This is a genomic window from Agromyces capsici, from assembly GCF_058349965.1.
Map to the genome: position 1 here is coordinate 1,037,246 of NZ_JBYRET010000002.1, position 25,216 is coordinate 1,062,461.

Annotated in this window: 29 protein-coding genes, 1 tRNA gene and 1 rRNA gene; 5 read left to right on the forward strand and 26 right to left on the reverse strand. The window is 72.2% G+C overall.

Going from position 1 to position 25,216, the window contains the following annotated elements; genetic code table 11:
• The first annotated feature begins 16 nt into the window (after window positions 1-16).
• Window positions 17-748 carry a 2-oxo acid dehydrogenase subunit E2 gene (locus AC3RKB_RS18605; RefSeq protein ID WP_491437816.1) on the forward strand — a complete coding sequence of 244 codons (732 nt, stop codon included), beginning with the start codon at window positions 17-19 and terminating at the stop codon, window positions 746-748.
• 132 nt (window positions 749-880) lie between these two features.
• A complete protein-coding gene (locus tag AC3RKB_RS18610; protein WP_491437818.1) occupies window positions 881-1,354 on the forward strand; it encodes a hypothetical protein in 474 nt (157 codons plus the stop codon).
• Between the two features lies 1 nt (window position 1,355).
• Here AC3RKB_RS18610 and lepB read toward each other — a convergent pair whose 3' ends face one another.
• The 3 genes from lepB to AC3RKB_RS18625 all read right to left on the reverse strand — a co-directional run bounded on the left by lepB (window position 1,356) and on the right by AC3RKB_RS18625 (window position 3,513).
• The gene (gene lepB, locus AC3RKB_RS18615) at window positions 1,356-1,919 is read right to left on the reverse strand and encodes a signal peptidase I (protein ID WP_491437819.1); all 564 of its coding nucleotides are present in this window, start codon (window positions 1,917-1,919) and stop codon (window positions 1,356-1,358) included.
• Window positions 1,913-3,112 (reverse strand): Fic family protein, encoded by a 1,200-nt coding sequence (locus AC3RKB_RS18620; RefSeq protein ID WP_491437821.1) that lies wholly within the window; start codon window positions 3,110-3,112, stop codon window positions 1,913-1,915. Before AC3RKB_RS18620 ends, lepB begins: the two co-directional genes overlap by 7 nt.
• Before the next feature lie 122 nt (window positions 3,113-3,234).
• Window positions 3,235-3,513: a hypothetical protein gene (locus tag AC3RKB_RS18625; protein ID WP_491437822.1), complete on the reverse strand. Its 279-nt coding sequence runs from the start codon at window positions 3,511-3,513 to the stop codon at window positions 3,235-3,237.
• 51 nt (window positions 3,514-3,564) lie between these two features.
• Between AC3RKB_RS18625 and AC3RKB_RS18630 the strand changes: the two genes are divergently transcribed.
• A complete protein-coding gene (locus AC3RKB_RS18630) occupies window positions 3,565-4,104 on the forward strand; it encodes a YaeQ family protein (RefSeq protein ID WP_491437823.1) in 540 nt (179 codons plus the stop codon).
• A 41-nt stretch (window positions 4,105-4,145) separates the two neighbouring features.
• On the opposite strand, the gene AC3RKB_RS18635 is transcribed toward AC3RKB_RS18630, so the two are convergent.
• From AC3RKB_RS18635 to AC3RKB_RS18645, 3 genes are all read right to left on the reverse strand, one after another.
• Window positions 4,146-4,219 (reverse strand) — tRNA-Pro (locus AC3RKB_RS18635).
• 108 nt (window positions 4,220-4,327) lie between these two features.
• Complete coding sequence (locus tag AC3RKB_RS18640; RefSeq protein WP_491437824.1) at window positions 4,328-4,984, reverse strand: hypothetical protein; 657 nt, start codon at window positions 4,982-4,984, stop codon at window positions 4,328-4,330.
• Entirely contained in the window at window positions 4,981-5,460 is a 480-nt protein-coding gene (locus AC3RKB_RS18645) for a MarR family winged helix-turn-helix transcriptional regulator (protein WP_491437825.1), read from the reverse strand. The genes AC3RKB_RS18640 and AC3RKB_RS18645 overlap by 4 nt, the downstream gene beginning before the upstream one ends.
• A gap of 94 nt (window positions 5,461-5,554) precedes the next feature.
• On the opposite strand from AC3RKB_RS18645, the gene AC3RKB_RS18650 reads away from it, so the two are divergent.
• Window positions 5,555-6,169 (forward strand): GNAT family N-acetyltransferase, encoded by a 615-nt coding sequence (locus tag AC3RKB_RS18650; RefSeq protein ID WP_491437826.1) that lies wholly within the window; start codon window positions 5,555-5,557, stop codon window positions 6,167-6,169.
• Window positions 6,170-6,197: 28 nt separating this feature from the next.
• Here AC3RKB_RS18650 and AC3RKB_RS18655 read toward each other — a convergent pair whose 3' ends face one another.
• Together AC3RKB_RS18655 and AC3RKB_RS18660 are read right to left on the reverse strand one after the other, a co-directional pair.
• Complete coding sequence (locus AC3RKB_RS18655; protein ID WP_491437827.1) at window positions 6,198-7,163, reverse strand: CHAD domain-containing protein; 966 nt, start codon at window positions 7,161-7,163, stop codon at window positions 6,198-6,200.
• A 24-nt stretch (window positions 7,164-7,187) separates the two neighbouring features.
• Window positions 7,188-7,634 (reverse strand): nitroreductase/quinone reductase family protein, encoded by a 447-nt coding sequence (locus AC3RKB_RS18660; RefSeq protein ID WP_491437828.1) that lies wholly within the window; start codon window positions 7,632-7,634, stop codon window positions 7,188-7,190.
• A 96-nt stretch (window positions 7,635-7,730) separates the two neighbouring features.
• Between AC3RKB_RS18660 and AC3RKB_RS18665 the strand changes: the two genes are divergently transcribed.
• The gene (locus AC3RKB_RS18665; RefSeq protein WP_491437829.1) at window positions 7,731-8,531 is read left to right on the forward strand and encodes a YqjF family protein; all 801 of its coding nucleotides are present in this window, start codon (window positions 7,731-7,733) and stop codon (window positions 8,529-8,531) included.
• Here AC3RKB_RS18665 and AC3RKB_RS18670 read toward each other — a convergent pair.
• The 18 genes from AC3RKB_RS18670 to rrf form a co-directional block, all read right to left on the reverse strand.
• Window positions 8,503-8,739, reverse strand: coding sequence for a DUF167 domain-containing protein (locus AC3RKB_RS18670; RefSeq protein WP_491437830.1), 237 nt, complete (start codon window positions 8,737-8,739; stop codon window positions 8,503-8,505). The two genes, AC3RKB_RS18665 and AC3RKB_RS18670, sit on opposite strands and share 29 nt — an antisense overlap.
• A gap of 30 nt (window positions 8,740-8,769) precedes the next feature.
• Window positions 8,770-10,278, reverse strand: coding sequence for a ribosome biogenesis GTPase Der (der, locus tag AC3RKB_RS18675; RefSeq protein WP_491437831.1), 1,509 nt, complete (start codon window positions 10,276-10,278; stop codon window positions 8,770-8,772).
• A 53-nt stretch (window positions 10,279-10,331) separates the two neighbouring features.
• Entirely contained in the window at window positions 10,332-11,033 is a 702-nt protein-coding gene (cmk, locus tag AC3RKB_RS18680; RefSeq protein WP_491437832.1) for a (d)CMP kinase, read from the reverse strand.
• Window positions 11,030-12,139 (reverse strand): prephenate dehydrogenase, encoded by a 1,110-nt coding sequence (locus tag AC3RKB_RS18685; RefSeq protein ID WP_491437834.1) that lies wholly within the window; start codon window positions 12,137-12,139, stop codon window positions 11,030-11,032. Before AC3RKB_RS18685 ends, cmk begins: the two co-directional genes overlap by 4 nt.
• Window positions 12,114-12,917 carry a pseudouridine synthase gene (locus tag AC3RKB_RS18690; RefSeq protein ID WP_491437835.1) on the reverse strand — a complete coding sequence of 268 codons (804 nt, stop codon included), beginning with the start codon at window positions 12,915-12,917 and terminating at the stop codon, window positions 12,114-12,116. The genes AC3RKB_RS18685 and AC3RKB_RS18690 overlap by 26 nt, the downstream gene beginning before the upstream one ends.
• Entirely contained in the window at window positions 12,904-13,626 is a 723-nt protein-coding gene (scpB, locus tag AC3RKB_RS18695; RefSeq protein WP_491437836.1) for an SMC-Scp complex subunit ScpB, read from the reverse strand. Before scpB ends, AC3RKB_RS18690 begins: the two co-directional genes overlap by 14 nt.
• On the reverse strand, window positions 13,616-14,464 hold the full coding sequence (locus AC3RKB_RS18700; RefSeq protein WP_491437895.1) for a segregation and condensation protein A: 849 nt from the start codon (window positions 14,462-14,464) through the stop codon (window positions 13,616-13,618). The genes scpB and AC3RKB_RS18700 overlap by 11 nt, the downstream gene beginning before the upstream one ends.
• Before the next feature lie 49 nt (window positions 14,465-14,513).
• A complete protein-coding gene (locus AC3RKB_RS18705; protein WP_491437896.1) occupies window positions 14,514-15,389 on the reverse strand; it encodes a ParA family protein in 876 nt (291 codons plus the stop codon).
• A 58-nt stretch (window positions 15,390-15,447) separates the two neighbouring features.
• Window positions 15,448-16,353: a site-specific tyrosine recombinase XerD gene (xerD, locus tag AC3RKB_RS18710; protein ID WP_491437837.1), complete on the reverse strand. Its 906-nt coding sequence runs from the start codon at window positions 16,351-16,353 to the stop codon at window positions 15,448-15,450.
• Complete coding sequence (locus AC3RKB_RS18715) at window positions 16,350-16,997, reverse strand: NUDIX domain-containing protein (RefSeq protein WP_491437838.1); 648 nt, start codon at window positions 16,995-16,997, stop codon at window positions 16,350-16,352. Before AC3RKB_RS18715 ends, xerD begins: the two co-directional genes overlap by 4 nt.
• Window positions 16,990-18,684, reverse strand: coding sequence for a CTP synthase (gene pyrG, locus AC3RKB_RS18720; RefSeq protein WP_491437840.1), 1,695 nt, complete (start codon window positions 18,682-18,684; stop codon window positions 16,990-16,992). The genes AC3RKB_RS18715 and pyrG overlap by 8 nt, the downstream gene beginning before the upstream one ends.
• Window positions 18,685-18,741: 57 nt before the next feature.
• Window positions 18,742-20,439 carry a DNA repair protein RecN gene (gene recN / locus AC3RKB_RS18725; protein ID WP_491437841.1) on the reverse strand — a complete coding sequence of 566 codons (1,698 nt, stop codon included), beginning with the start codon at window positions 20,437-20,439 and terminating at the stop codon, window positions 18,742-18,744.
• The gene (locus tag AC3RKB_RS18730; RefSeq protein WP_491437842.1) at window positions 20,432-21,391 is read right to left on the reverse strand and encodes an NAD kinase; all 960 of its coding nucleotides are present in this window, start codon (window positions 21,389-21,391) and stop codon (window positions 20,432-20,434) included. Before AC3RKB_RS18730 ends, recN begins: the two co-directional genes overlap by 8 nt.
• A complete protein-coding gene (locus AC3RKB_RS18735) occupies window positions 21,346-22,161 on the reverse strand; it encodes a TlyA family RNA methyltransferase (protein ID WP_491437843.1) in 816 nt (271 codons plus the stop codon). Before AC3RKB_RS18735 ends, AC3RKB_RS18730 begins: the two co-directional genes overlap by 46 nt.
• The gene (locus AC3RKB_RS18740; RefSeq protein ID WP_491437844.1) at window positions 22,158-22,346 is read right to left on the reverse strand and encodes a hypothetical protein; all 189 of its coding nucleotides are present in this window, start codon (window positions 22,344-22,346) and stop codon (window positions 22,158-22,160) included. Before AC3RKB_RS18740 ends, AC3RKB_RS18735 begins: the two co-directional genes overlap by 4 nt.
• A gap of 50 nt (window positions 22,347-22,396) precedes the next feature.
• Complete coding sequence (locus AC3RKB_RS18745) at window positions 22,397-23,428, reverse strand: HAD-IIA family hydrolase (protein ID WP_491437845.1); 1,032 nt, start codon at window positions 23,426-23,428, stop codon at window positions 22,397-22,399.
• Window positions 23,425-24,354 (reverse strand): hypothetical protein, encoded by a 930-nt coding sequence (locus AC3RKB_RS18750; protein WP_491437846.1) that lies wholly within the window; start codon window positions 24,352-24,354, stop codon window positions 23,425-23,427. Before AC3RKB_RS18750 ends, AC3RKB_RS18745 begins: the two co-directional genes overlap by 4 nt.
• A 789-nt stretch (window positions 24,355-25,143) precedes the next feature.
• A 5S ribosomal RNA gene (rrf, locus tag AC3RKB_RS18755) occupies window positions 25,144-25,216 on the reverse strand; the annotation flags it as partial.

Here is a 25,216-nt window from a genome sequence, read left to right on the forward strand (position 1 = left end):
CCGCAACCGCCGTCCGGTGCTCGATCGTCTGGCCGGAGCGAGCCGGCGATTCCAGGTGCACGGCCTGGTCGAACTCGACGTGTCCGAGGCGGCGACGCGGATGGCCGGCGCGGAGCCGCACGTGTCGTGGACCGGGTTCTTCATCGCGACCATCGGTCGCGTCGTCGCCGCACATCCCGAGGTGAACGCCCGCAGGGCCGGTGGTCGGATCGTCCTCTTCGACCGGGTCGACCTCGGCGCGACCGTCGAACGGCAGTGGCAGGGACGTACCGTGCTCGACATCGTCACCATCCGGAACGCCGACCGGCGCTCCGCTGCCGACGTCACCGCGCTGCTGCACGGGACGAAGTACGGGCCCGGCGAGTCGCACGAGCCGCACGGGGTGATGCGGTTGGTGCTGCGGCTGCCGGGACCTCTCCGGCGCAGCGCCATCCGCATCGCCGGCCGACGTCCGACCGTCGCGGCGAGCTTCGGGCCGGCCGTCGGCGTGACGTCGATCGGGATGTTCACGCGCAGCTGGGGCTGGGCCATCCCCCTCGCCCCGCTGACGGTGATCGCCACCGTGGGCGGCGTCGTCGACCGCGCCGTGGTCCGCGACGGTCGCGTCGTCGTGCGCCCCATGCTGCCGCTGACATTGAGCTTCGACCACGCCGTCGTCGACGGCGCACCCGCGGCGCGCTTCACCGAGACGCTCCGCGACCTCGTCGAGACCGCAGCGGTGCTCCAGGATACCGAGAGCGCACGCTGACCGCGTCCGCGGCCACCCCCGTCTTGGGGCGCTCACACCCCTTGCGGCGCACGACGGCGAGCAGTTCACTGGCGGCGAGCGACGCCGCTCGACACGCGACCGGTCGCTCCTCGCCCCACGAGGGAGGACAGAATGCGCACCATCACTCGAGCGGTGATCGCGATCGCCGCAGCCGCCGTGTTCACCACCACCGCGACGCCAGCGCTCGCCGCCGGGCCCACGATCGATCGGATCGAGATCGAGGCCACCTTCCACGACGACTTCCTGTCGGGCGAATGCGGCGTCGACGTCACCACGACGATCAGCGGCTTCCGCATCCAGCGGGTCTTCGAGGACGGCAACGGCAACCTGATCGACCTGGCAACCATCAACGTGACGGGCACCTCGTCGTCGGAGTTCGGCTCGGTCGTCATCAAGGACGTCGGCGCCGACCAGGTGAAGGTCGCACCCGACGGCACGGTGACGCTGACGATCACCGGGCAGGTCCCGTTCGACTTCGTCGGCGCGCTCGTCGTGGATCTCGACACCGACGAACTGGTGAAGGAACCCGTGTGGCGCGGCGACAAGCAGCTCGAGAAGGTGTGCCGCCTGCTCGGCGGCTCCTGAGTCAGCGCGCCAGCACGCCCGTCGCCGCGATCGGCCACGGGAGCAGGCGAACGCGCGCCACGCCCATGACGTCGCCGACCGGGACGAACGATTCCTGCCAGGCACGGGCGTCGTGCAGGCCCTCGCGGCGATCGGCCAGCAGGAAGTACCGGTCGCCAGGAACGGCGAACGAACCGCGGAACCCGCCCGAACGGCGGGCGTACGGCTCGTAGACCGGCTCGCCGTTGACCGTCACGACGCCGTCGACGTCGATCTGGACGCGATCACCGGGCAAGGCGATCAGCCGTCCGAGGCGCGTCCCCGACGCATCCGGCGCGCGGCGCACCACGATCTCGCCTCGACGCAGACGGGATCGGCGATGCACCCGGCTCACGAACAGCACGTCGCCGGACTCAAGGGTCGGGCGCATCGAATCCGAGCGCACCACGGCCATGAACGCGGGAAGAACTCCCACAGAAGCTCCCTTCGGGCCCGCGTCGGCGGCGGCGCCCTGCGCCAGCGTACGGTGTGGCGACGGATGGCCCGCATGCCTTATCCACAGGCGCTGGCGCTCGACCGTCACCACCGGGCGCGGCGCGCCCGCGCGGCGAATGCGTCGAGCGCCGCGAGCACCTCGGTCGCCTGCCACACGCGGTAGCGTGCCCCGCCGGCCGCGCGCGTGAGCACGCCCGCCGCGGCGAGCTTGTCGATCGAGGTCTGCGCCGCGACCTCGCTCACGCCGACGGCATCGGCGACCGAGGCGGCCGTGACCAGCGGATGCTGCAGCAGGTGCGCCTTCACGCGGTGCACCGAGGCGTCGGACCGCGCGCGGACGAGCGCATCCCAGCTCGACGCGATCTCCTGCAGCTCGCGCACCAGCGCACGGCCGTTCGCCACCGCGCGGAAGGACGCCTCGGCGACCGCGTCCACGATGGCATCGGGTTCCCCCTGTCGATACCGGGTGAGCGCGAGGAAGTAGGCGTCGATGTCGCCCAGCAGGCCGGCCGAGACCGGCACCGCAACGTTCCGGGTGACGTCGGCGGCCCGCAGCATCCCGTGCAGCAGCGCCCGCCCGGTACGCCCGTTGCCGTCGGGGAACGGATGGATCGTCTCGAACTGCGCGTGCGCGATCGCCGCGTGCGCGAGCGCCGGCACGTCGGTGCGGTCGGCGAATCGCACGAGGTCGGCCATGAGCTCGGGCACCCGGTCGTGGTGCGGCGGCACGAACGTCGCGTGATGCGGCGAGAACGACCCGCCGCCGATCCACACCTGCTGATCGCGCCATCCGCCGACGAAATGGGGTGCGGATGTCTCGAGCAGGGCCTCATGCATGGCGATGATCGCCAGGTCATCCAGGCGGTCGGACAGCGCGATCGCCGCCTGCATGGCACGGACGTTCGCCACGACGAGCTTCGCGTTCGCGGAGTCGGAGCGGTCGAGCTCGGCGAGCGCCACCTGCTTCGCACTCGCGGTGAGGTGCTCGACCTCGGAGCTCGAGGCGCTCTCGGTGCGCAACAGGATCGCCGCGAAGGGCGCCGCGAACGACCCGGCCTCGGCGTCGAACCGGGTGAGCTCCTTGCTCGCGTCGTCGGCCGTCGCGAGCGTCTCGGCGCTGAGCCGCACCTCGCGCTCGGCGATCATCGGCACGAGCGCGGCGCGGTACTCGCCGACGGCGGCGCGCAACTGTCGGCGTGAGGCCACCTCGACGTCGGGGCGGCGCCACGGCCGAGGCTCGGCGCCGACGGCCGGCCAGGACTCCCGCGAGGCGTGCGTGGTCATGGCCTCATTCTAACCAAAGACTCGCGATCAGTCTTCGGTTAGCGAGCCGCTCGGCATCGCTACGCCACCTCGGTCGATGGCCGGCCCGTCCGGTGCTTCTCGGCGACAGCCTGCGGCGGGCCTCACGACGTGGGTCGTTCGAGCGCCGCGACGAGGGCGTCGAGCTGCGGCTTCTCCGTCTCCTCGACGGTGAGCGACATGAAGGAGGCCATCGCGAGCAGGACCTCGTAGTGGCCGGGGCGACCGCGCTTGGCGGGCTTGTGGGTGACCCGGATCTCGCGATACGTCGAGACCGGGTTCCGCGCGGCCTCATCCATGCCGTTGTGGCGGAACTTCGCGACCGTGGCGCCGTCGTACAGGAGCCGCTCGCCGTTGGCGCCCTTCACCTCGATGGTGTCCATAGCCCACCTTCTCAAATGCGTCGGCGAACCGACAGCGTAGGCTCGCACACCATGGCGATTGGAGCGACGATCCACACCTTCGCGGTGCAGCTGGCCGACATGGACCGCGGCGTCTACGACGACCTCACGCTCCGCGTCGCGCGCCACCCCTCCGAGACGGACGCGTTCATGATGACGCGCGTGCTCGCCTACTGCCTCGAGTTCACCGAGGGCATCGCGTTCAGCGACGGCGTCGCCGCCACGGACGAGCCGGCGGTCCACGTGCGCGACCTCACCGGCAGCCTCATCGCGTGGGTCGAGGTCGGCGCACCGGACGCGGCCCGGCTGCACTCCGGGAGCATGCAGGCCGAGCGGACCGTCGTCTACACGCATCGCGACCCGGCGAAGGTCGCCGCCGCGTGGGCGGGCAAGCGGATCCACCGAGCGCATGAGATCACCCTGTACAGCTTCGACCCGGGCTTCGTCGACGCCGCCGCCGCCCTGCTGGAACGACGCAACTCGATCGCGCTCTCGATAACCGAGCGTCGGATGTACCTCGAGTTCAACGGCACGACGCTGGAGTCGGACGTGCACGAGCACCCCGTCGCATAGCGAAAGCCCCGGATTCCTGTGAGAATCCGGGGCTTTTCCGGTCGGGCTGACAGGATTTGAACCTGCGACCCCCTGACCCCCAGTCAGGTGCGCTACCAAGCTGCGCCACAGCCCGATGCCGCCAGCGTTCCCGCCGAAGACAACTTGACCATCATAGCGGCATCCGGAGGGGTGCTCGTGCACGCGGTGACCGTCGCAAGCGGCGGACACCGACCCCACCCTCTCAGATGTGCTTCCGCACCTCGGCCATGAACCCGGCGGGGTCGTCGACCCAGATCCGCACCTCGTCGACGACCTGCTCGCCGCCCTTCGGCGCGGATCCGGGCAGTCGTACGGCGGTGGGTCGCTCGAGCTCGATCGCGATGACGGTCTCGTCCTGCATCCGCAGCGACAGCGTGCGCGCGCCATCCGCTTCGGTGATCTTCGGCGTCTTGGGTTCGTCGACGCGGCGGTCGCGCGCGACGGAGGCGATGTCGTCCCAGCTGAGCGGGATGTCGGTCTCGAGCCCTTCGCGGACGCGGATGCCACCGGGCCCGACCGTGTGCGGACGCATGAGGTAGGCGCACAGCAGCCCGAACATCCAGGTGAGGCCCCAGATGCCGAGGATCAGCACGGGAATCCGCACCGCGGGCCAGCGGTGCACGATGAGGTCGAGCACCGGGATCTCGACCGCCGAGAGCACGATGAAGATGATGAGCACCGTCAGGACCGGCTTGTGGTAGCTGAAGCCCGCCCCGGCTGGTTCGATCGCCGGCCGCCTGGCGATGAACCGGCCGATGTTCGCGTAGATGCGGAGTTCGACCTGCAGTGCCCGCAGCGCGAACCGACCGAGGCGACGAGCGGCGGAGGTCGCGGTCCGCTCCCGTACCTCGGCGGTCACGCGGCGCCGCCCTTGGGCTGGCCCGTCGTGCGCCCGGCCTCCGCGGCGGCGACCAGCGCGCGCAACCGCGCCGCGACGGCGTCGACGCTACGGACGAAGGCATCGCGATCGGATGGCGCGACCGCGGCGAGCAGGGTCGCGGAGAGTTCCTCGTGATCGCGTTGCATCTCGCGCATGAGCTCGGTCGCCGAGGGCGTGAGCGTGACGAGCACGGCCCGGCGATCGGTCGGATGCGGTGCGCGGACGACGTACCCGGCGGACTCGAGCGCGTCGACGAGCCCCGTGATGTTCCTGGCACTGACCTCGAGCCTGGTGGCGAGCGCCTGCTGGGTGGACGGGCCGGAGTGCGCCAGGTCCCAGAGCACGCGGGTGCGCGCCGTCGAGAGCGACGTGCCGTCGAACTCGCGCGCCATGTCGCGCTGGAAGAGCTCGCTGATCTCGAGCAGTCGATCGAGCACGGTCGGTCCGGGGATCATGCCCTGATGGTACTACATCGTTACCTCACTTCACGGTATCCAGCGCGATCGCCCGGCTGAACGGATGTCGCACCCCAGGCGTAGCGTCGACGGCATGGGCAACGACTCGACGACCACCGCCGCGTCCCTGCGCATCGTCCCGGCCGGCGACGCGCCGTTCGCCGATGTCGAATCGGTCTTCGGCACGAGGGGCGACCCTGCGGGCTGCTGGTGCCAGTGGTACAAGCTCCCCCGCGTGAACTTCGGCTCCGCGAACCGTGAAGAACTGCGCGACCGTCTGGCGGCGCAGCTCGCGGAGCCCGCCCCGGGGCCCGGCCTCCTCGCCTACGACGGCGACACGCCCGTCGGCTGGTGCGCCGTCGAACCCCGACCCGCGCTCGAGCGGCTGCCGTTCAGCCCGATCGCCTCCGCCTCCCCCGACGACGACTTCGCCGACGCCGGCGTGTGGTCGGTGTCGTGCTTCGTGATCCCGCGCGCGTTCCGCCGCCGCGGCGTCGCGAAAGCACTCGCCGAGGCCGCGGTCGACTACGCGCGCGAGCACGGCGCGCGAGTGCTCGAGGCGTACGCGGTCGATCCCACGGCACGCGAGAAGATCCCCGCGGCCGACCTGTTCCCGGGTACCGCCTCGATGTTCCTCGCAGCGGGCTTCACCGAGGTGGCGCGCCCGAAACCGCACCGCGCCGTCATGCAGCGTCGCCTCGACGGCTGAGCCGGCCGCCTGAGGCGGCGGCACCTCGTCAGCGCTTCCTCCAGGCCTCGGCCGCGTCGCGCAGGTCGTCGATCGCGTCGTCGAGGTCCTTCAGCCGATCGCGGGCGCGCTCGTCAGCGGCCGCGGCGAGCGCCTCGAAGGCCGCCGAGGGCTGCCCGGCATGCGCGGCGTGCGCGCCCGCGCGCCGCACATGCTCGGCGAACAGCACCTCGTCGCGGTGATCGCCGAGCACGTCGTGCAGGCCCTCCCCGGCCTCCGCCAGGCGCGACGCACGCTCGCCGAACAGTGCGAGCGGTTCGTCGACGACCGCCTCGGCCGCATAACGCAGTCGCCGGCCCGCCTTGCGCACCTCGTGCAGCGACTCCGGCGTCCGCCGCTTGCCGAGGCGGTCGACGCGCTTCAGGACGCGCTCGGCGTCGTGCGCGACGAGGTCGCCGAGCACGTGCTTCGCCGCACCCGAGGCGAGGGGCGTGAACGTGGGCGTGGCGAGGAACGACGCGAGCGACTCCCGGCGGGCCTCGGCACGCGGCATCCGCTGCCGCTCGACGAACCGCGCATGGGCGAGCCGATGCGCCTCGACCTCGGCCTCGATCAGGCGCTCGCGCACCGCCGCGGCCTCGTCGGGCATCGCCACCACGTCGCGATGCGGGTCGTGCTCGGCGTGATCCTCCAGCGCCCGCTCGGCGACCTGGATCCGCACCTCGATGTCGCGAACCGTCCCGAGCTCGCGCCCGAACTCGCCGAACCGGCGTCGCAGCGCGACCGCGGCCGACGGGTCGAAGAGCGGACCGAACGCGGCGAGCAGGCTCCGAAGCCGCCGCACCTGGGTGCGCAACTGGTGCACGGCGTCGAACTCGTCGGCCTCGGCCGCGGGCTCGAGCTGCGCCATCCGCCCGCCGATCGCCCGCAGCGCTGCGAGCGCGGCCGTGCCCGCGTCGGCATCCGCCGGCACCCGGTCGACGGGCGGCACGGTTTCGACGTCGGTGTCAGCCATGCGCCAATGCTACGGCCGGGTCGATCAGGTTCGCGGTACGCAGATCACCACCGGGATGTCGCGGCGCGTGCGCTCCTGGTAGTGCGCGTACCCCGGGTACGCGGCCGTCACCCGAGGCCACAGCTCGGCTTTCTCCTGCGGCGTCGCCGTCCGGGCCCTCAGTGCTCGGCGGCCGTCGGGCAGCTCGATCTCGACGTCGGGGTCGGCCTCGAGGTTGAGGTACCAGGCCGGCTGGCGGTCGGATCCGCCCTTCGACGCGACGAGCACCACCCGCTCGGTCTCGATGATCGGCGCCGACAGGATCGTCGTGCGCGGCAGGCCGCTGCGACGCCCGGTCGAATGCAGGATGACCGTGGGCATTCCGGCGATGCGCCACCCGAGCCGGCCGCGCGTCGCGCGGATCACCCACCGGTGCAACCCGGAGAGCGCCCGGAGCGTCCGATCGCCGAGGATCCCGCCGCCGGATGCCATGCCCCGAGCCTATTGCGGCGACGGCGCAGCGGGCGCCGGTCGGGCGTCCTCGTCGACGGCCTCGCGCCGACGCCCGCAGGCGAGCAGGATGGAACCGTGAACGGCCCGCCCTCCACCGCCCCGCCCCTGCCCGGGCGAATCGTCGTCGAGCAGCAGTGGCGCGACGTGGTGTTCCTGCACTGGCGCGTCGAGCCCGACCGCGTCGAACCGTACCTGCCCGCCGGCACACGCCCCGACGTCATCGACGGCTCGACGTGGGTCGGCCTCATCCCGTTCGTGCTCGGCGACACGCGCTTCCCGCCGCTGCCGGCCCTGCATCGGCTCGGCACGTTCGTCGAGGTCAACGTGCGCCTCTACTCGCGCGACGCACAGGGTCGCAACGGGGTCGTGTTCCGCACGCTCGAGGCCGGCAGGCTCCTCCCCGTGATCGCCGCACGCCTCGGGTTCGGGCTCCCCTACCGCTGGGCGCGCTCGAGCGTGACCAGGCGAGTGGATGCCGCGGGGCTCGAGCTCGACTTCCGCAGCCGCCGTCACGGCCTCCGCGGCCCCTCGACGCGCATCCGGGTTCGCCTCGGCGAGCCCGTCCCCGCCGACGCACCGGGTGCCGCGCTCGCGCGCTTCCTCACCGCCCGGTGGGGCTACCACGAGCGTCATCTCGGCCGCACAACCTGGGCGAGGAACACGCACGAGCCGTGGTCCCTGCAGCGCGCCGAGCTGCTCCAGCTCGACGATCAGCTGCTCGCCGCATCGGGGTTCGCCGACCTCGCGGCGCGCGCACCGGACTCGGTGCTCGCCTCGAGCGGCGTGCGAACGGCGTTCAGCGCGCCGCGGGCGCTCGCGGCGCACCGGGCGTGGCAGTTCGAGCCGATCAGGCTCCGCCCACCCGCACGCGCTTGATCCGCGCGGTGTGCCCGCGCACGATCTCGACGTCGCGGCGCGGCACGCCGAAGTGCGCGGCGATCGCCGCGACCACGCCCGCGTTCGCCGCGCCGTCGACCGCCCGTTCGCGCACGTGCACCGTGACGGAAGCCGCGGGGTCGTCGGGCGTCGCCTCGACGAGCGGGCCGCGACGGCTGCCCGGCTTCACGCGCACCGTCAGCTCCACGGGGGCCCGTTCCGCCGCGACATCCGCTCGCTATCGCTGGCGCTTCTCGCGCACGCGCATGTTCGTCACGATCGGCGTTCCGACGAAGCCGTAGATCTCGCGCAGGCGGCGCTGGATGAACCGGCGGTAGCCCGGGTCGAGGAAGCCGGTCGTGAACAGCACGAACGTCGGCGGGCGCGTGGAGGCCTGCGTGCCGAACAGGATGCGGGGCTGCTTGCCGCCGCGGAGCGGGTGCGGGTGCGCCTGGACGAGCTCGGTGAGGAACGCGTTGAACTTGCCGGTGGGGATGCGCGTGTCCCACGACTCGAGCGCGGTCTCGAGGGCGGGCACGAGCTTCTCGAGGTGGCGGCCCGTCTTCGCGGAGATGTTCACGCGCGGCGCCCACTGCACGTGGTGCAGGTCCTGCTCGATCTCGCGCTCGAGGTAGCGGCGACGGTCGTCGTCGAGGAGGTCCCACTTGTTGTACGCGAGCACGAGCGCCCGGCCCGATTCGAGCACGAGGTCGATGATGCGCACGTCCTGTTCGGAGATCGGCTGCGAGACATCCAGCAGCACGACCGCCACCTCGGCCTTCTCGAGGGCCGCCTGCGTGCGCAGCGACGCGTAGAAGTCGGCGCCCTGCTGCAGGTGCACGCGACGGCGGATGCCCGCGGTGTCGACGAAGCGCCAGATCTTGCCCCCGAGCTCGATCTGCTCGTCGACCGGGTCGCGGGTGGTGCCGGCGAGCTCGTTGACGACCACCCGCTCCTCGCGCGCGGCCTTGTTGAGCAGGCTCGACTTGCCGACGTTCGGGCGGCCGAGGATCGCGACGCGACGGGGGCCGCCGAATTCCTCCTTGGCCACCGCCGAGACCTGCGGGAGGACCTTGAAGACCTCGTCGAGCAGGTCGGCGACGCCGCGGCCGTGCAGCGCCGACACCGGGTACGGCTCGCCGAGCCCGAGGTTCCACAGCGCCGCGGCCTCGGGCTCCTGGCGTGCGTCGTCGACCTTGTTGGCCACGAGGAACACGGGCTTCTTCGTCTTGCGCAGCAGCCGGACCACGTGCTCGTCGGTCGCGGTCGCACCGACCGTGGCGTCGACCACGAACATCACGACGTCGCACAGGTCGATCGCGACCTCGGCCTGCGCGGCCACCGACGCGTCGATGCCCTTCGCGTCAGGCTCCCACCCGCCGGTGTCGACGAGCGTGAAGCGGCGGTCGAGCCACTCGCCCTTGTACGAGACCCGGTCGCGCGTGACGCCGGGCGTGTCTTCCACGACGGCCTCGCGGCGGCCGAGGATCCGGTTCACGAGCGCGGACTTGCCGACGTTCGGGCGGCCGACGATCGCGATGACCGGCAGCGCGGGGAGGTAGCGGATGCCCTCCTCGCCCTCCTCGGAGAGCTCGAGCAGCTCGAGGTCCTCCTCGTCGAGCTCGAAGTCGTCGAGACCCGAGCGCAGTGCGGCGGCACGCTGCTCGGCGAGCTCCTCGTCGACGCCGGCGAGGCGCTCGGCGAGGTCGTCGTCGGTGGCGTCGAACTCGTCGTCGCGGTCGGTCATCGCATCTCCTGGAAGGTCTCGGGGTCGTGCGGGCGAGCGCACAACCTGTCTATTCAACCAGTTCGAACCTGAGCGTCGCGGATGACGTCGACCACCGCCTTCACGGTCGCGTCGAAGTCGAGGTCGGTCGAGTCGACGGTGACGACGCCCTCGGCCGCGTTCATGAAGTCGACGACCTTCGAGTCGGCCCGGTCGCGTGCCCGCAACTGCGCACCGGTCGTCTCGGCGGAGTGCCCGACGAGCTCCTTCGAGCGCCGCGCCATCCGCACCGCTTCGGACGCGGTCAGCAGGATCCGCACGGGCGCATCGGGGGCGACGACCGTCGTGATGTCGCGACCCTCGACGACGATGCCCTCGCGACGCTCGGCGGCGATGATCGCCCGGAACACCTCGATGAGGTGCCGGCGCACCTCGGGCACGCGCGCGACGGCGCTCACCACGGCCGTGACGGACGGCTCGCGGATGGCGGCGGTCACGTCGACGCGGCCGACGTGCACGGAGTAGCCGTACGGGTCGGTGCCGATGCGGTAGTCGAACGAGTCGAGCGATGCGATGACGGATGCCGCGTCATCCGTGTCGACATGGGACGCCGTCGCATGCCAGGCGAGCGCCCGGTACGCCGCGCCCGTGTCGAGGAAGCCCCAGCCGAGGCGGCGCGCCACCTCCTTCGAGATGCTCGACTTGCCGCTTCCGGCGGGGCCGTCGAGGGCCACGACGAAGGGGTACTCGATCGGGTGGGGTTCGTGCTGCATCATCCTGCGATCCGCCAGCCGCGTTCGGCCAGCTCGGTGGTGAGTCGGTCCGCCGCCTCGGGGAGCACGGCGATCTCGGCGAGGCCGACCTGGCGGCCGGGCGAGTGCTCGAGGCGGAGGTCTTCGAGGTTCACGCCGATCTCGCCGATCTCGGCGAGCAGGCGAGCGAGCTGCCCCGGGCGGTCGTCGACCATGACGATGATCGTGGTGAAGCGCTTGTCGGTGCCGTGCTTGCCGGGCAGCCGCTCGACGCCCGTGTTGCCGCCCGTGAGCTCCTCCGCGACGCGGCGACGCGCGCCGGGCGCGGTCGGCTCGGCGAGCGCGTCGATGAACCGGTCGAGGTCGTCGCGGTAGGCCAGCAGGATGTCGCGGACCGGCGTCGCATTCGCGCCGAGGATCTGAACCCACAGGTCGGGGTCGCTCGCCGCGATGCGCGTGACGTCGCGAACGCCCTGGCCCGCGAGGCCGAGGGCGGCGTTCGGCGCGTCGATGAAGCGGCGCGCCATGATGCTCGAGACCACCTGCGGGACGTGGGAGATGAGCGCGACGCCGCGGTCGTGCTCCTCGGGCGTCATCTCGACGAGCGTCGCGCCGAGATCGAGGATCAGGTCGTCGATCGCGCTCGCGCGCCGGTAGCTGATCTCGTCGTGCGCGGCCACGACCCACGGCCGCCCGACGAAGAGGTCGGCGCGGGCTGCGAGGGGTCCGCCGCGCTCGCGCCCGGCGAGCGGATGCGAGCCGATGTAGCGCGACACGTCAGCGCCGGCCGCCTCGAGCTCGGCGAGGACGCCCGCCTTCACGCTGGCGACATCGGTGACGATCGCGTCGGGGAACGCGGCGAGCTCGTCGGCGACGACGCGCGCCGTGACATCCGGCGGCACCGCCACGACGATGAGCTGCGGCGCGTCACCCGGCTGCGCCGCACGCCCCGCGCCGAGGTCGACCGCGATCGCGACGTGCGTGGGCGACGCGTCGGCCAGGATCACGTCGATGCCGCGGGCGCGCAGGCCGAGCGCGACGCTCGTGCCCAGCAGGCCGGCTCCGACGACGCGGACGGGACCGATGAGTCGTGACTCGACCACCTCAGTCCGTCCCCTTCCGCTCGGCATCGGCGGCGCGCGCGATCGTGAGCAGCGCGCCGAGTTCGACTCTAGTCAACTCCCGCACCGCACCCGACTTGAGCGTTCCGAGGTGCAGCGGGCCGAACTGGCGGCGAACGAGCTCGACCACGGGATGCCCGACCGCCTCGAGCATGCGGCGCACGATGCGGTTGCGGCCGGAGTGGAGGGTGACCTCGACCATCGTGTGACCGGCGTCGCCCTGCGACTGCAGGATCTTGGCGCGGTCGGCCCGGATCGGGCCGTCCTCGAGGTCGACGCCGCGCTTGAGCCGCTGCAGCGTCTGCGGCGTCATCCGGCCCCTCACCTTGGCGATGTAGGTCTTCTCGACGCCGAATGACGGGTGCGCGAGCACGTGCGCCAGCTCGCCGTCGTTGGTGAGCAGCAGCAGCCCGCTCGTGTCGCCGTCGAGGCGACCGACGTTGAACACGCGCACGTCGAGCGGGTCGGTGAACCGTCGGAGGTCGGGGCGGTCCTGCTCGTCGCGCATCGAGGAGACCACGCCGCGCGGCTTGTTCAGCATGAAGTAGCGCTTCTCCTGGTCGAGCTGCACGGCCGTGCCGTCGACCGCGACCTTGTCGGCGGCGGGGTCGATCCGTGTGCCGAGCTCGGTCACGACGCGGCCGTTCACCTCGACGCGGCCCTCGACGATGTACTGCTCGGCGACGCGTCGGCTGGCGACGCCCGCGGCCGCGAGCGCCTTCTGGAGCCGGACGCCCTCGTCCGCGCCGCCCGCGCCCTGGTCTCGGTCCTGGTCAGATGAGGTCACGTTCGAATCCCTCCTGGCCGCCGTCGAGCAGCGGCGAGATCGGCGGCAGGTCGTCGAGCGAGGCGATGCCGAGGTTCGTCAGGAGCTGGTCGGTCGTGCCGTAGAGGATCGCGCCGGTCTCCTCGTCGGTGTCGACCTCGGTGATCAGGCCGCGCCCGAGCAGGGTGCGCACGACCGAGTCGACGTTGACCGCGCGGATCGAGGCGATCGAGGACCGCGAGATCGGCTGCTTGTACGCGATGACGGCGAGCGTCTCGAGCGCGGGCTGCGAGAGCCGCGTCGACGTCTGCGCGAGCACGGCGCTCGTGATGAGCGCGTCGTACTCCTCGCGCGCGTAGAAGCGCCAGCCGCCGCCGACCTCGCGCAGTTCGAAGGCGCGACGGATGCCGCCGCCCACCGCCTGCTCCCCCGCATCGGTGCGCGGCTCGCCCGAGGGCGCACCGCCGTCGTAATCCTCGCGCAGGCGGGCGATGGCCGCCCGCACCTCGGCGAGCGGACGTGCGACGGCCGCGGCGAGGTGCACGAGGCTCTGCGGCTCGTCGGCGATGAACAGCAGCGACTCGATCGCGCGGTCCAGGTCGAGGTGCGGCTGGCCGGGCACGTCGAGCGGCGTCGCGACCGACACCTCGGGCTCCTGTGAGGGTTGAGGAGCCTGCGAAGCGAGCGTCTCGAAACCCGGATCCTCCGCACCACTCGTCTCACTCGTCATAGTCGGCTCCCAGGCTCTCGAGGTTGTCGTCGGACCAGTGCTCGTTCGCCGCCCAGCGCAGCGTCAGCTCGCCGAGCGGCTCGAGCTGCTCGAACCCGATCGCGGCGTGGCGGTACAGCTCGAGCACCGCGAGGAAGCGCGCCACGACGATCCCGGGCCGGTCGACCCCCGCGATCAGCTGCCGGAACGTCACGGCATCGCCCCGGCGCAGCACCGCGACCACGTGGGCCGCCTGCTCGCGGATCGACACGAGCGGTGCGTGCAGGTGGTCGAGCCCGACGATCGGCACCTCGCGCGGCGTGAGCGCGAGCAGCGCGAGGGCCGCGAAGTCGTCGGCGCCGAGCGTCCAGCGCAGCTCGGGCTCGCGCTGGCGGAATCGCTCCTCGAGCCGGACCGTGCGCGCGTGCCGGCCGGCCTCGGCCTCGAACCGCCCGCCGAACCAGCGCGCGGCCTCCTTGAACGCGCGGTACTGCAGCAGCCGCGCGAACAGGAGGTCGCGGGCCTCCAGCAGGGCCACATCCTCGGCATCGACGAGCTCGCCCTGGGGCAGCAGCCCCGCGACCTTGAGGTCGAGCAGGGTCGCCGCGACGACGAGGAACTCGCTGGCACGATCGAGGTCCTCGTTCGTCTCGATGCCGCGCAGGTAGGCGATGAACTCGTCGGTCACGGCCGACAGCGACACCTCGGTGATGTCGAGCTCGTGCTTGGCGATGAGCGAGAGCAGCAGGTCGAACGGACCCTCGAAGTTGGACAGGGCGACGCGGAACTCGGGCCCCGCCTCGGGCTCGGGCGCCGCGGCATCCGGCGCCGTACCCGGCTCGTCGACGACCGCGCGCACGCCCTCGCGCTCGTCGCCCGCCGGAGGGGCCGATGCCGCCGCCCTGGGCTCAGGCGACCGCGCCACGGTCGACCAGCTCCCGGGCGAGCTGACGATACGCCTTCGACGCCGGGTGGTCGGGGGCGAACTCGGTGATCGGGGTCGCGGCGACCGTCGCGTCGGGGAACTTCACGGTGCGCGTGATGACCGTCTCGAGCACCTGGTCGCCGAACGCGTCGACCACGCGCTCGAGCACCTCGCGCGAGTGCAGCGTGCGCGCGTCGTACATGGTCGCGAGGATGCCGTCGAGCGTGATGGCGGGGTTGAGCCGGTCGCGCACCTTGTCGATCGTCTCGATGAGCAGGGCCACGCCCCGGAGCGCGAAGTACTCGCACTCGAGCGGGATGACCACGCCGTGGCTCGCCGTGAGGGCGTTCACCGTGAGCAGGCCGAGCGAGGGCTGGCAGTCGATGAGGATCACGTCGTAGTCGCCCGACACCTTGCGCAGCACGCCCGCCAGGATCTGCTCGCGCGCGACCTCGGTCACCAGGTGCACCTCGGCGGCCGACAGGTCGATGTTCGCGGGGATCACGTCGAGGCCCTCGACGTTGGTCGACTGGATCGCGTCGGCGGGCGTGACGTTGCGCGAGAGCAGCAGGTCGTAGATCGTTGGCACGTCGTGCGTCTGCACGCCGAGCCCGGCCGAGAGCGCGCCCTGCGGGTCGAAGTCGACCGCGAGCACGCGGCGGCCGTAGTCGGCCAGCGCCGCGCCCAGGTTGATCGTGGTCGTGGTCTTGCCGACGCCGCCCTTCTGGTTGCAGAGCGCGATGATCCGGGCGGGGCCGTGCGAGCGGAGCTCGGGCGGCTCGGGGAACTCGCGTGCGGGGCGACCGGTGGGACCGAGATCCGACTCCAGCGTGGCGGTGCCGTCCGCCGGGTCGTACATCTCGTGGGTCACGGTTCGGTCTCTCTCCCGGTCGTCGGCTGCGATGGCTTGGTCGATTCTATCGAGCGCGGGGGTGGGCGGCCGTGTACATCTCCCGGAGTGTATCGGCTGTGACCAGCGTGTAGATCTGCGTGGTCGCGACCGAGGAGTGCCCGAGCAGCTCCTGCACCACGCGCACGTCGGCGCCGCCGGTGAGCAGGTGCGTCGCGAAGGAGTGGCGCAGGGTGTGCGGCGAGACGGACGCCGCGACGCCGGCCCGCGCCGCGGCATCCTGCAGCACCTGCCACACGGCCTGGCGTGACATGCGCCGGCCGCGAACGCCGAGGAACAGCGCGGGCGTGGCACTCCCCCTCGCCGAGAGCACGGGCCGAGAACGCACGAGGTACGCGTCGATCGCACGGCGCGCATAGCTGCCCACGGGCACGATGCGCTGCTTGCCGCCCTTGCCGAACAGCCGCACGACGTGATCGTCGACGAGGTCGTCGACGTTGAGCGCGGTCGCCTCCGATACGCGCGCCCCCGTCGCGTAGAGCAGCTCGAGCAGCGCGACGTCCCGCAGCGCCGTGACGTCGTCGCCCACCCGGGCGGCCTCGATGATCGCGGCGACCTGCTCGATGGGGATCGCCTTCGGCAGCCGCATGGGCAGCTTCGGCGGGCGGAGGTCCTTGGCCGGGTCGGCCGGAGTGCGGCCCTCCTCGGTGAGGAACCGGTGCAGGCCGCGCACCGCGGAGAGCACGCGCGCGATCGAGGAGACCGCGAGTCGTGGCTCGCGCTCCGCGCCGAGGTAGCGCACGAAGGCGCCGAGGTCGGCCTCGGTCGCTCGCTCGGGCGCGCCGACGCCGGACTGCTCGAGCCAGCCCTCGTAGATGCCGAGGTCGCGACGGTACGAGGTGAGGCTGTTGCGCGCGAGGCCGCGTTCCACGGTGAGGTGCCGCAGGTAGTCGTCGACCGCGCGCGAGGTCACGCCGTGGCCGGCCTCTGCGACGAATGCGCCGGCCAGGGCGCGTCCGCGGCGGCGAGCGTCGACCAGCCGCGCGCCCGTGACGCGTGCGCCGCGAGGACGCCGACCGTGAGCGACGGGTTGCCGACGCGACGCGCGAGCACCGCGTCGACGCACGCGTCGAGCGGCGTCCAGCGCACCTCCATGTCGGCCTCCTCGTCTTCGCGCGCGTGCACCTCGAGCGCGTCGGCGAGACCGCGCGCCAGGTAGATTCGGATCGCCTCGTCGCTGCCGCCGGGCGTCGTGAAGTAGTCGACGAGCACGGCCCAGTCGGATGCCACGAGGTCGGCCTCCTCGGCCAGCTCGCGCTTCGCGGCCTCCAGCGGCGACTCGTGCGCGGCATCGAGCAGGCCCGCCGGGATCTCCCAGTCGCGTGCCCGGACAGGATGGCGGTACTGCTTGATCAGCAGCACCCGGTCGTCGTCGTCGAGCGCGAGGATCGCGACCGCGCCGGGGTGCACGACGTAGTCGCGCACGATCCGTCCGCCCTGGTCGCCGTAGCCGAGCGTGTCGCGGCGGACGTCCCAGATCCGGCCCTCGAACACCGTCTCTCGGTGCGCGACAGGCAGGTCGACGTACTCGTCGACGAGCCCGCGCTCGTCAGGCATTGCTCACGTCGAACAGCAGGCTCGCCTGCTGGCGCTCGAGCGCGGCGGCGACGAGCCCGCGGAACAGCGGGTGGGCGTCGTTCGGGCGGCTGCGCAGCTCGGGGTGCGCCTGCGTGGCGACGTAGAACGGGTGCACGTCGCGGGGCAGCTCGACGAACTCGACGAGGTGGCGGCTCGGCGACATGCCCGAGAACACGAGGCCGGCATCGGCGATCCGATCGCGGTAGGCGTTGTTGACCTCGTACCGGTGCCGGTGCCGCTCCGAGACCTCGGTCGCGCCGTAGAGCTCGGCGACGATGGAGCCCTCGTCGAGCTTGGCCGGGTAGAGCCCGAGGCGCATGGTGCCGCCGAGATCGCCGCCCGCGATGATCTCGACCTGCTCTTCCATCGTCGCGATGACGGGGAACTCGGTGTCGGGGTCGAACTCGCTCGACGACGCGGTCGGGAGACCCGCGACGTTGCGCGAGTACTCGATGACCATGCACTGCAGGCCGAGGCACAGGCCGAGCGTCGGGATGCCGTTCTCACGCGCGAAGTGCAGCGCACCGAGCTTGCCCTCGATGCCGCGAACGCCGAAGCCGCCCGGCACGAGGATGCCGTCGAGGTGGCTCAGGCGCTCCTTCGCCCCCTCCGGCGTACGGCACTCGTCGGACGGGATCCACTCGATCCGCACCTTGGTCTCGTTGGCGAAGCCGCCCGCCCGGAGGGCCTCGGTGACCGAGAGGTAGGCGTCGGGCAGGTCGATGTACTTGCCGACGAGCCCGATGGTGACCTCGTGCTTGGGGTCGTGCACCACGCGGAGCAGATCGGACCAGCCCGACCAGTCGACGTCGCCGGCCTTGGCGTCGAGCCCGAGCGACTCGATGAGGTACGCGTCGAGCCCCTGGTCGTGCAGCATCGTGGGGATGTCGTAGATGGAGGGCACGTCGACGGCGTTCACGACGGCGGCCTCGTCGACATCGCACATGAGTGCGATCTTGCGCTTGTTGGCCTCGGTGACGGGGCGGTCGCTGCGCAGCACGAGCGCGTCGGGCTGGATGCCGATGGAGCGCAGCGCCGCGACGGAGTGCTGCGTGGGCTTGGTCTTCTGCTCACCGGACGCGCCCATGAACGGCACGAGCGAGACGTGCACGAAGAAGACGTTCTTGCGGCCGAGCTCGTGGCGCACCTGGCGGGCGGACTCGATGAACGGCTGCGACTCGATGTCGCCGACGGTGCCGCCGATCTCGGTGATGATGACGTCGGGCTTGGGCGTCTCGGACGCCTGGAGGCGCATGCGGCGCTTGATCTCGTCGGTGATGTGCGGGATGACCTGCACGGTGTCGCCGAGGTACTCGCCGCGCCGCTCCTTGGCGATGACGGTCGAGTAGATCTGGCCGGTCGTGACGTTGGCCGCCTGCGACAGGCTGATGTCGAGGAACCGCTCGTAGTGCCCGATGTCGAGGTCGGTCTCGGCGCCGTCGTCGGTGACGAAGACCTCGCCGTGCTGGAACGGGTTCATGGTGCCCGGGTCGACGTTGAGGTAGGGGTCGAGCTTCTGCATCACCACCCGCAGGCCCCGCGCCGTGAGCAGGTTGCCGAGGCTTGCCGCCGTCAGGCCCTTGCCCAAAGAAGAAACGACACCACCGGTCACGAAGATGTGCTTGGTCGTGTCGTTCGAAATGTCTGCGCCGCGATCATCCACCACGGGCTTGTAGTCTATCCGACTCCCGGCTGGGAATGGCCCGACATGCGGATGGCGTGTTCAGGCGGCGGTCGCGTCGGCGATCTCGAGCAGCTCCCGCGCGTGGGCGAGACCGCTCTCGGAGTCGGCGAGTCCCGACAGGAGGCGCGCCATCTCGGCCTCGCGTTCGGGGCCGGCGAGCTGCCGCACGCTGGAGGCGGTGACGCGCCCGTCGGTGCCCTTGACGACGCTGAGGTGGTTGGTGGCGAACGCGGCGACCTGCGCGAGGTGCGTGACGACGATGACCTGCGATCGTTCGGCGAGGCGCGCGAGGCGTCGCCCGATCTCGATGGCGGCCGCGCCGCCCACGCCGGCGTCGACCTCGTCGAACACGAACGTCGGCACGGGGTCGGCGCCGGCGATGACGACCTCGATTGCGAGCATCACGCGCGAGAGCTCGCCGCCGGAGGCGCCCTTCGCGACGGAGCGCGGTTCGGCGCCCGGGTGGGGGCGGAGGAGGATCGACACCTGGTCCTGGCCGTGCGCGCCGGGCTCGTCGACCCGCTCCACGAGCACGGTGAGCTCGGCGTCGGGCATGGCGAGCGCTGCGAGCTCTTCGGTGACCTCGCCGGCGAGGCGTTCGGCGGCGGCGGCGCGCAGGACGCTCACGCGGTCGGCCAGCTCGGCGACCGCGGCCGCGCGACGCTCGACCGTCGCGTCGAGCTCGGTGATGCGATCGTCATCGCCGTCGAGCTCGACGAGGCGCAGTCCGCCGTCGTGCCGGAACGCGAGGACCTCGTCGAGGGTGCCGTGCCGGCGCATGAGACCGGCCAGCACGGCGCGGCGCTCCTGGACGCCTTCGAGCTCGGCGGCGCCGTCGGCGTCGAGGCCCGCGAGGTAGCCGGAGAGTTCGGCTGCGGCATCGGCGAGGGCGAACCCGGCGGTCGCGACCGCCTCGGCGATGGGCGCGAGCGCCGGGTCGTGTGCCACGACCCGGTCGACGTGGCGACGCGCGGCCTCGACGAGCGTGATCGCGTCGGGCGCGTCGTCGGCCGCCTGCTCGGCGGAGATGAGCTCGCGCGCCTGGGCGGCCGCGAGCCGCAGGTCTTCGAGGTTCGTGAGCCGGTCCGCGCGCTCCTGCAGCGCGGCGTCCTCGCCGGGCTGCGGGTCGGCGGCCTCGACCTCGTCGAGCGCGAGCCGGAGTTCCTCCGCCTCGCGGGCGCGCTCGTCGTGCTGTTCGCGGAGCCGTCGCAACTCGTCGGCGTCGGCACGCCATGATCGGTATGCGGCGCGGTACTCGTGCAGGAGGGTCGCGAGCTCGGGGCCGGCGAACCGATCGAGCGCCTCGCGTTGCGCGGTCGCGGACCGGAGCCGCTGCTGGTCGGCCTGGCCGTGCACGACGACGAGGTGATCGGCCAGGTCGGCGAGCACTCCGACGGGCGCGCTTCGGCCGCCGACGATGGCGCGGCTGCGGCCTTCGGCGGAGACGGACCGGCCGAGCAGGAGCTCGCCGGCGTCGATCTCACCGCCGGCATCGGCGACGCGTTCGGCGACCGGCTCGATGTCGTCGAGGAGCCAGCGCCCCTCGACCCACGCCTGCTTCGCGCCCGCGCGCACAGTGCCGGCGTCGGCGCGCGTGCCGAGCAGCAGCCCCAGCGCGGTGACGACCATCGTCTTGCCGGCACCCGTCTCACCGGTCACGGCCGTGAAGCCGGGACCGAGCGGCAGGCTCGCCTCGGCGATCACGCCGAGGTCGCGGATTCCGAGCTCCTCAATCACCGGCGACCGGCCCCCTCCATCCCGTCACGGGAAGCTGGAACTTGTTCACGAGCCGATCGGTGAAGGGCGCCTGGTGCAGGCGCGCCAACCGCACCGGGATCGGCGATCGCCGCACGATGACGCGGGCGCCGGGCGGCAGCTCGAACATGCGCCGACCGTCGCACCAGATGACCGCGGAAGCCTCGGTGCGCTGGAGCACCTCGATCGCGAGCGACGAGTCGGGACCGACGACGAGCGGACGGGCGAACAGCGCATGCGCGCTCAGCGGAACGAGGAGGAGCGCCTCGACCGCGGGCCAGACGACCGGGCCGCCGGCGGAGAACGAATACGCGGTCGAACCGGTCGGCGTCGACATGACGACACCGTCGCAGCCGAAGGACGAGAGCGGGCGGCGGTCGACCTCGATGACCACCTCGAGCATGCGTTCGCGTTCGGCCTTCTCGACCGTGGCCTCGTTCAGGGCCCAACTCTCGTAGACGACCTCGTCGCCGACCTTGGCCCGCACCGAGAGCGTCATGCGCTCCTCGACGGTGTAGTCGCGGGCGAGCGCGCGGCCCACGGTGTAGCCGAGGTCGTCGCGCTCGCTCTCGGCGAGGAACCCGACGTGGCCCAGGTTCACTCCGAGGAGCGGCACCGGATGCTCGCGCGTGAGCTCGGCGGCCCGCAGGATGGTCCCGTCGCCCCCGAGGACGATCACGAGCTCGAGGTGCCTCGGCGAGACCTCCTCAAACCGCTTGACCACGCCCTCGAGTTCGGGAAGTGCGGAGAGCACGTCGTGCCACTGCTCGTGCGCGACCACTGGGACCGCGCCGGCCTCGGCGAGCTGCCCGCAGACGTCGGCCGTCGCCTCGAGGGCGGCGGCTCGACCGGTGTGGGAGACCACGAGGAAATGCCGTGCATCGTCGCTCACGCCGTGACGCCTCCCGTCGCTTCTCGGACCCGACTGGACCATTCTGACGGATCGGCGCCCCGCGTCGTGCTGAGCAGCACGAGCGCCTCGCGGTTTCCGTGCGTTCCGGCGATTGGGGAGGACAGGACGCCCGCCACCCGCAGGCCGAGGTCGTGCGCCGCCCACAGCACGTTCATGACGGCGTCGGCACGCGCGTCGGGGTCGCGCACCACACCCTCTCGCGTGCCGCTGCGGCCGACCTCGAACTGCGGCTTCACCAGCAGCACGAACTCGGCGTCGGGCGAGGCGGTCGCTCGAAGGGCCGGGAGCACCGCCGTGAGCGAGATGAACGAGAGGTCGGCCGTCACGAGCGTGGGCCGGTCGTCGACGCCGGTGAGCCGCGCGAGCTCAGCGGCATCGAGGTGACGCACGTTGCAGCCCTCGACGAGCACGACGCCTGGCGCATCGGCGAGCTGCGGCGCGAGCTGGCCGTGCCCGACGTCGACGGCGAGCACCGTGCGCGCGCCGCGCTCGAGCAGCACCTGGGTGAAGCCCCCGGTGGACGCGCCGGCGTCGAGGACGACACGACCCGACGGATCGACTATGAACGCATCGAGTGCCGCGATGAGCTTGTGGGCGGCCCGGCTCACGTAGTGGTCGGCCCCGGCCACCTCGAGCACCGAGGCATCGGCGACACGGTGGGACGGCTTGGTGACCGGTCGGCCGTCGACCGTGACGAGCCCGTCGGCGATGAGCGTTGCCGCGTGCGTGCGCGAGCGTGCGAGACCGCGTGCCGCCAGGGCGGCGTCGAGGCGCTGGTCGGCCACCGTCACCCCGACGCGCGAGCGGGATCGGACCGCTCGAGTTCGCGGCGCAGCCGGTCGACGAGCGCGTCGTAGCCCGCGGCCCGCTCCTCGAGCGGTGCGGCCTCGATCGAGACCAGGCCATCGGCCGCGGCGGCCGCGAGATCGATCGTCGTCTCAGCCGGGTCGTCGGCGTCGAGATCTCCTGTGCTCACCCCTCCACGGTACCCGGTGCCACCGACGAACGCCGTGAGGCCGCTCGTACTCAGCGGTAGAGCCGCTCGGGCACGTCGAGCGCGTGGATGGCGGTACCGCATTCCCAGATCGCCTGGCAGGCCGCCCGGAGCAGGTCGAGCGGCTCGTCGCCGTCCCGGTCGATCACGACGGTGCGCCCGTCCACCCGCACGACCGCGCGTCCGACGTGCACGGCGCCGCGGCGCCGGACGATCTCGGGATACGGCTCGTGCAGCTGTCGCAGGTCGGCGAGGATGAAAGCCGGCCGGCTCGCGGCATCCGCTGCCAGCACCTGCTTCGCCCCATCGATGCCGGTCAGCACCACCGCCGACGCGATGCCCGCGCGGTTCGCCCCGCGGATGTCGGTGTCGAGCCGATCGCCGACCATGAGCGGATGCTGTGCGCCGAAGCGGTCGCGCGCCTCGTCGAAGATCGGCGTCTCGGGCTTGCCCGCGACCTCCGGGAACCGACCGGCGGCCGTGTGCACCGCGGAGACCAGCGTGCCGTTCCCCGGCGCGATGCCGCGCTCGACGGGGATCGTCCAGTCCATGTTGGTGGCGATCCACGGGATCCCGCCCGGCTCCCCCGGCCCACCGTGCGCGTTCAGCGCGAACGCCGCCTCGGCGAGCTGGCGCCATCCCACGTCGGGGTGGAAGCCCTGCATGACCGCGTCGGGCGCGTCGTCGGCCGATCGCGTGACCCGGTAGCCGGCGCGTTCGAGCTCGGTGACGATGCCATCGCCGCCGACGACGAGCACGAGCGAGCCGGGGGCGACGGATGTCGCCAGCAGGCGCATCGCGGCCTGCGGCGAGGTCACGACCTCGCGTGCCGTGACGTTCAGCCCGAGCGACGCGAGGTGCGCCGCGACCTGCTCGTCGCTCCGCGACGCATTGTTGGTGATGTAGCCCACCGGGCGGTCGGCGGCGACCCGGTTCAGGCTCTCGACCGCGTGCGGGATGGCGTGCGGCCCGGCGTAGACGACCCCGTCGAGGTCGGCGAACACCGCGTCGACGCCGTGGAGCGGCGTCGACGCGCTCCCGCGCGTCGCGAAGAGGGGGCTCATGCGCGCTCGGTGCCGTCGTCGCCGGATGCTCGGGCCTCGTCGGCCTCGTCGGCCTCGTCGGCGTCGTCGGCGTCGAGGTCGGCGGTCTCCGCCAGGATCGCGGCCACCTCGGGCTCGATCGCATCGGCCGGATCGCCGTCGCGGTCGTCCGACGTGCCGTGCTCGTCGTGCGACGGAGTCTCGGCGGTCTCGGCCGGTTCAGCGATCTCGGTGCCGGTCTCGTCGATCTCCACGATCGTACCGTCCTCCTCGAGCTCGAACACCTCGACCAGGTCCGGAAGCGTGCCCTCGAGTGCGGCTTCGGCCCGCTCCGCGAGCCCCCGCCACCGTGCGGCGTCGAGCGGACGGTCGAGTTCCTCGAGGACCTCGGCGTACGCCGAGAACAGGGCCGGGCTGTACGAGAACGCGCGGTCGGGATCGAGCTGCGGGACCTCGAGCTCGGCCAGGGCGAGCTCGGGCTGGCCCTGGTCGAGCCTGGCTCCGGACATCGCGATCGCGAGCGCGGCCTGCACGGACGCCGACAGCGTCGACCGGTCCACCGAACGGCCGAGCTCGAGCGCGCGGTCGGGCCGGCCGACCCCGCGCTCGCTGTCGACCATCAGCGGCAGCTGGTCGTCGCGGCCGGTCAGACGTCGATAGGTCCGCAGTTCACGCAGGGCGAGCGTGAAGTCGCCCGTCGCATACGCGGTGATCGCGAGGGTCTCGCGCACCACGCCCACGCGACCCGCCCGACGGGCCGCCGAGAGGGCGTGCCGGTGCGCCAGCGCGGGGTCGAACTCGAGCGCTTCGGCCGCGGCGACGAGGTGCCGTGCGACCCAGTCGGCGTTCTCCTTCGACAGCGTCTTCAGCTCGGAACGCGCGGCGGAGTCGAGGTCGCGCGCGGTGATCCGCTCGTCGATCTCAGGGTCGTCGTGTCGCGGACGCACGCGCAGATCAGCCGCCCCGTGGCCGGCGATGCGCGGCGCGCGCTCAGGGCGGCGGTCGTCGTCGCGTCTGCGCCGGTCGCCGTCGCCCGCGGGACGCCCATACGGCTTCCGATCCCCGTCGCGCGATCCGCCGCCATACGGCTGCCGATCCCCATCACGGGACCCGCCGCCACCGTAGGGCTTCCGCTCACCGTCGCGCGCCGGACGCCCGTACGGCTTGCGATCGCCATCACGGGCTCCGCCGCCATACGGCTTGCGATCTCCGTCGCGGGATCCGCCGCCGTAGGACTTCCGCTCGCCATCGCGCGAGCCGGCACCATACGGCTTCCGCTCGCCATCACGGGACCCGGCACCATACGGCTTCCGCTCACCATCACGTGCCGGACGCCCGTATGGTTTCCGATCACCATCGCGGGATCCGTTGCCATACGGCTTGCGATCCCCGTCGCGGGATCCGCCGCCATAGGGCTTCCGCTCGCCATCGCGACGCTCGCGGTCGGGTCTCGCGTACCCGCTGCGGTCTCCGTTCGTTCGACGCTCGCCGTCGCGCTTCGGTGCACCGCTCCGTGCTCCACCTGCGCGTTCCGGCCGAGTTCCCTGGTTGCGCTTCGGGCGGTCTTCGCCCGTCGGCTCGTGCGTCGAATCGCTCACGGTGTTCCTGTCATGTCTCCTGGGAGTCCTCGTGGACCCAACCGTACCGCCGGCTTCTCGTGGCGGCCTGTTAACGAGAAAATGGCCACCCGCCGGCGCTCGCAATTGAACGCGGTGGGTGGCCACTCCTCAATGAATGTCCGGCGGTGTCCTACTCTCCCACAGGGTCGCCCCTGCAGTACCATCGGCGCTGCGAGTCTTAGCTTCCGGG

What these genes read in the sequence shown, in the direction of transcription:
- AC3RKB_RS18610 (WP_491437818.1), top strand. Translation starts at nt 881, where the DNA reads ATGCGCACCATCACTCGAGCGGTGATCGCGATCGCCGCAGCCGCCGTG.
- AC3RKB_RS18620 (WP_491437821.1), bottom strand. Translation starts at nt 3,112, where the DNA reads ATGACCACGCACGCCTCGCGGGAGTCCTGGCCGGCCGTCGGCGCCGAG.
- AC3RKB_RS18625 (WP_491437822.1), bottom strand. Translation starts at nt 3,513, where the DNA reads ATGGACACCATCGAGGTGAAGGGCGCCAACGGCGAGCGGCTCCTGTAC.
- AC3RKB_RS18630 (WP_491437823.1), top strand. Translation starts at nt 3,565, where the DNA reads ATGGCGATTGGAGCGACGATCCACACCTTCGCGGTGCAGCTGGCCGAC.
- AC3RKB_RS18645 (WP_491437825.1), bottom strand. Translation starts at nt 5,460, where the DNA reads ATGATCCCCGGACCGACCGTGCTCGATCGACTGCTCGAGATCAGCGAG.
- AC3RKB_RS18650 (WP_491437826.1), top strand. Translation starts at nt 5,555, where the DNA reads ATGGGCAACGACTCGACGACCACCGCCGCGTCCCTGCGCATCGTCCCG.
- AC3RKB_RS18655 (WP_491437827.1), bottom strand. Translation starts at nt 7,163, where the DNA reads ATGGCTGACACCGACGTCGAAACCGTGCCGCCCGTCGACCGGGTGCCG.
- AC3RKB_RS18660 (WP_491437828.1), bottom strand. Translation starts at nt 7,634, where the DNA reads ATGGCATCCGGCGGCGGGATCCTCGGCGATCGGACGCTCCGGGCGCTC.
- der (WP_491437831.1), bottom strand. Translation starts at nt 10,278, where the DNA reads ATGACCGACCGCGACGACGAGTTCGACGCCACCGACGACGACCTCGCC.
- cmk (WP_491437832.1), bottom strand. Translation starts at nt 11,033, where the DNA reads ATGATGCAGCACGAACCCCACCCGATCGAGTACCCCTTCGTCGTGGCC.
- AC3RKB_RS18685 (WP_491437834.1), bottom strand. Translation starts at nt 12,139, where the DNA reads ATGCCGAGCGGAAGGGGACGGACTGAGGTGGTCGAGTCACGACTCATC.
- scpB (WP_491437836.1), bottom strand. Translation starts at nt 13,626, where the DNA reads ATGACGAGTGAGACGAGTGGTGCGGAGGATCCGGGTTTCGAGACGCTC.
- AC3RKB_RS18705 (WP_491437896.1), bottom strand. Translation starts at nt 15,389, where the DNA reads ATGTACGACCCGGCGGACGGCACCGCCACGCTGGAGTCGGATCTCGGT.
- AC3RKB_RS18715 (WP_491437838.1), bottom strand. Translation starts at nt 16,997, where the DNA reads ATGCCTGACGAGCGCGGGCTCGTCGACGAGTACGTCGACCTGCCTGTC.
- AC3RKB_RS18730 (WP_491437842.1), bottom strand. Translation starts at nt 21,391, where the DNA reads ATGGTCCAGTCGGGTCCGAGAAGCGACGGGAGGCGTCACGGCGTGAGC.
- AC3RKB_RS18745 (WP_491437845.1), bottom strand. Translation starts at nt 23,428, where the DNA reads ATGAGCCCCCTCTTCGCGACGCGCGGGAGCGCGTCGACGCCGCTCCAC.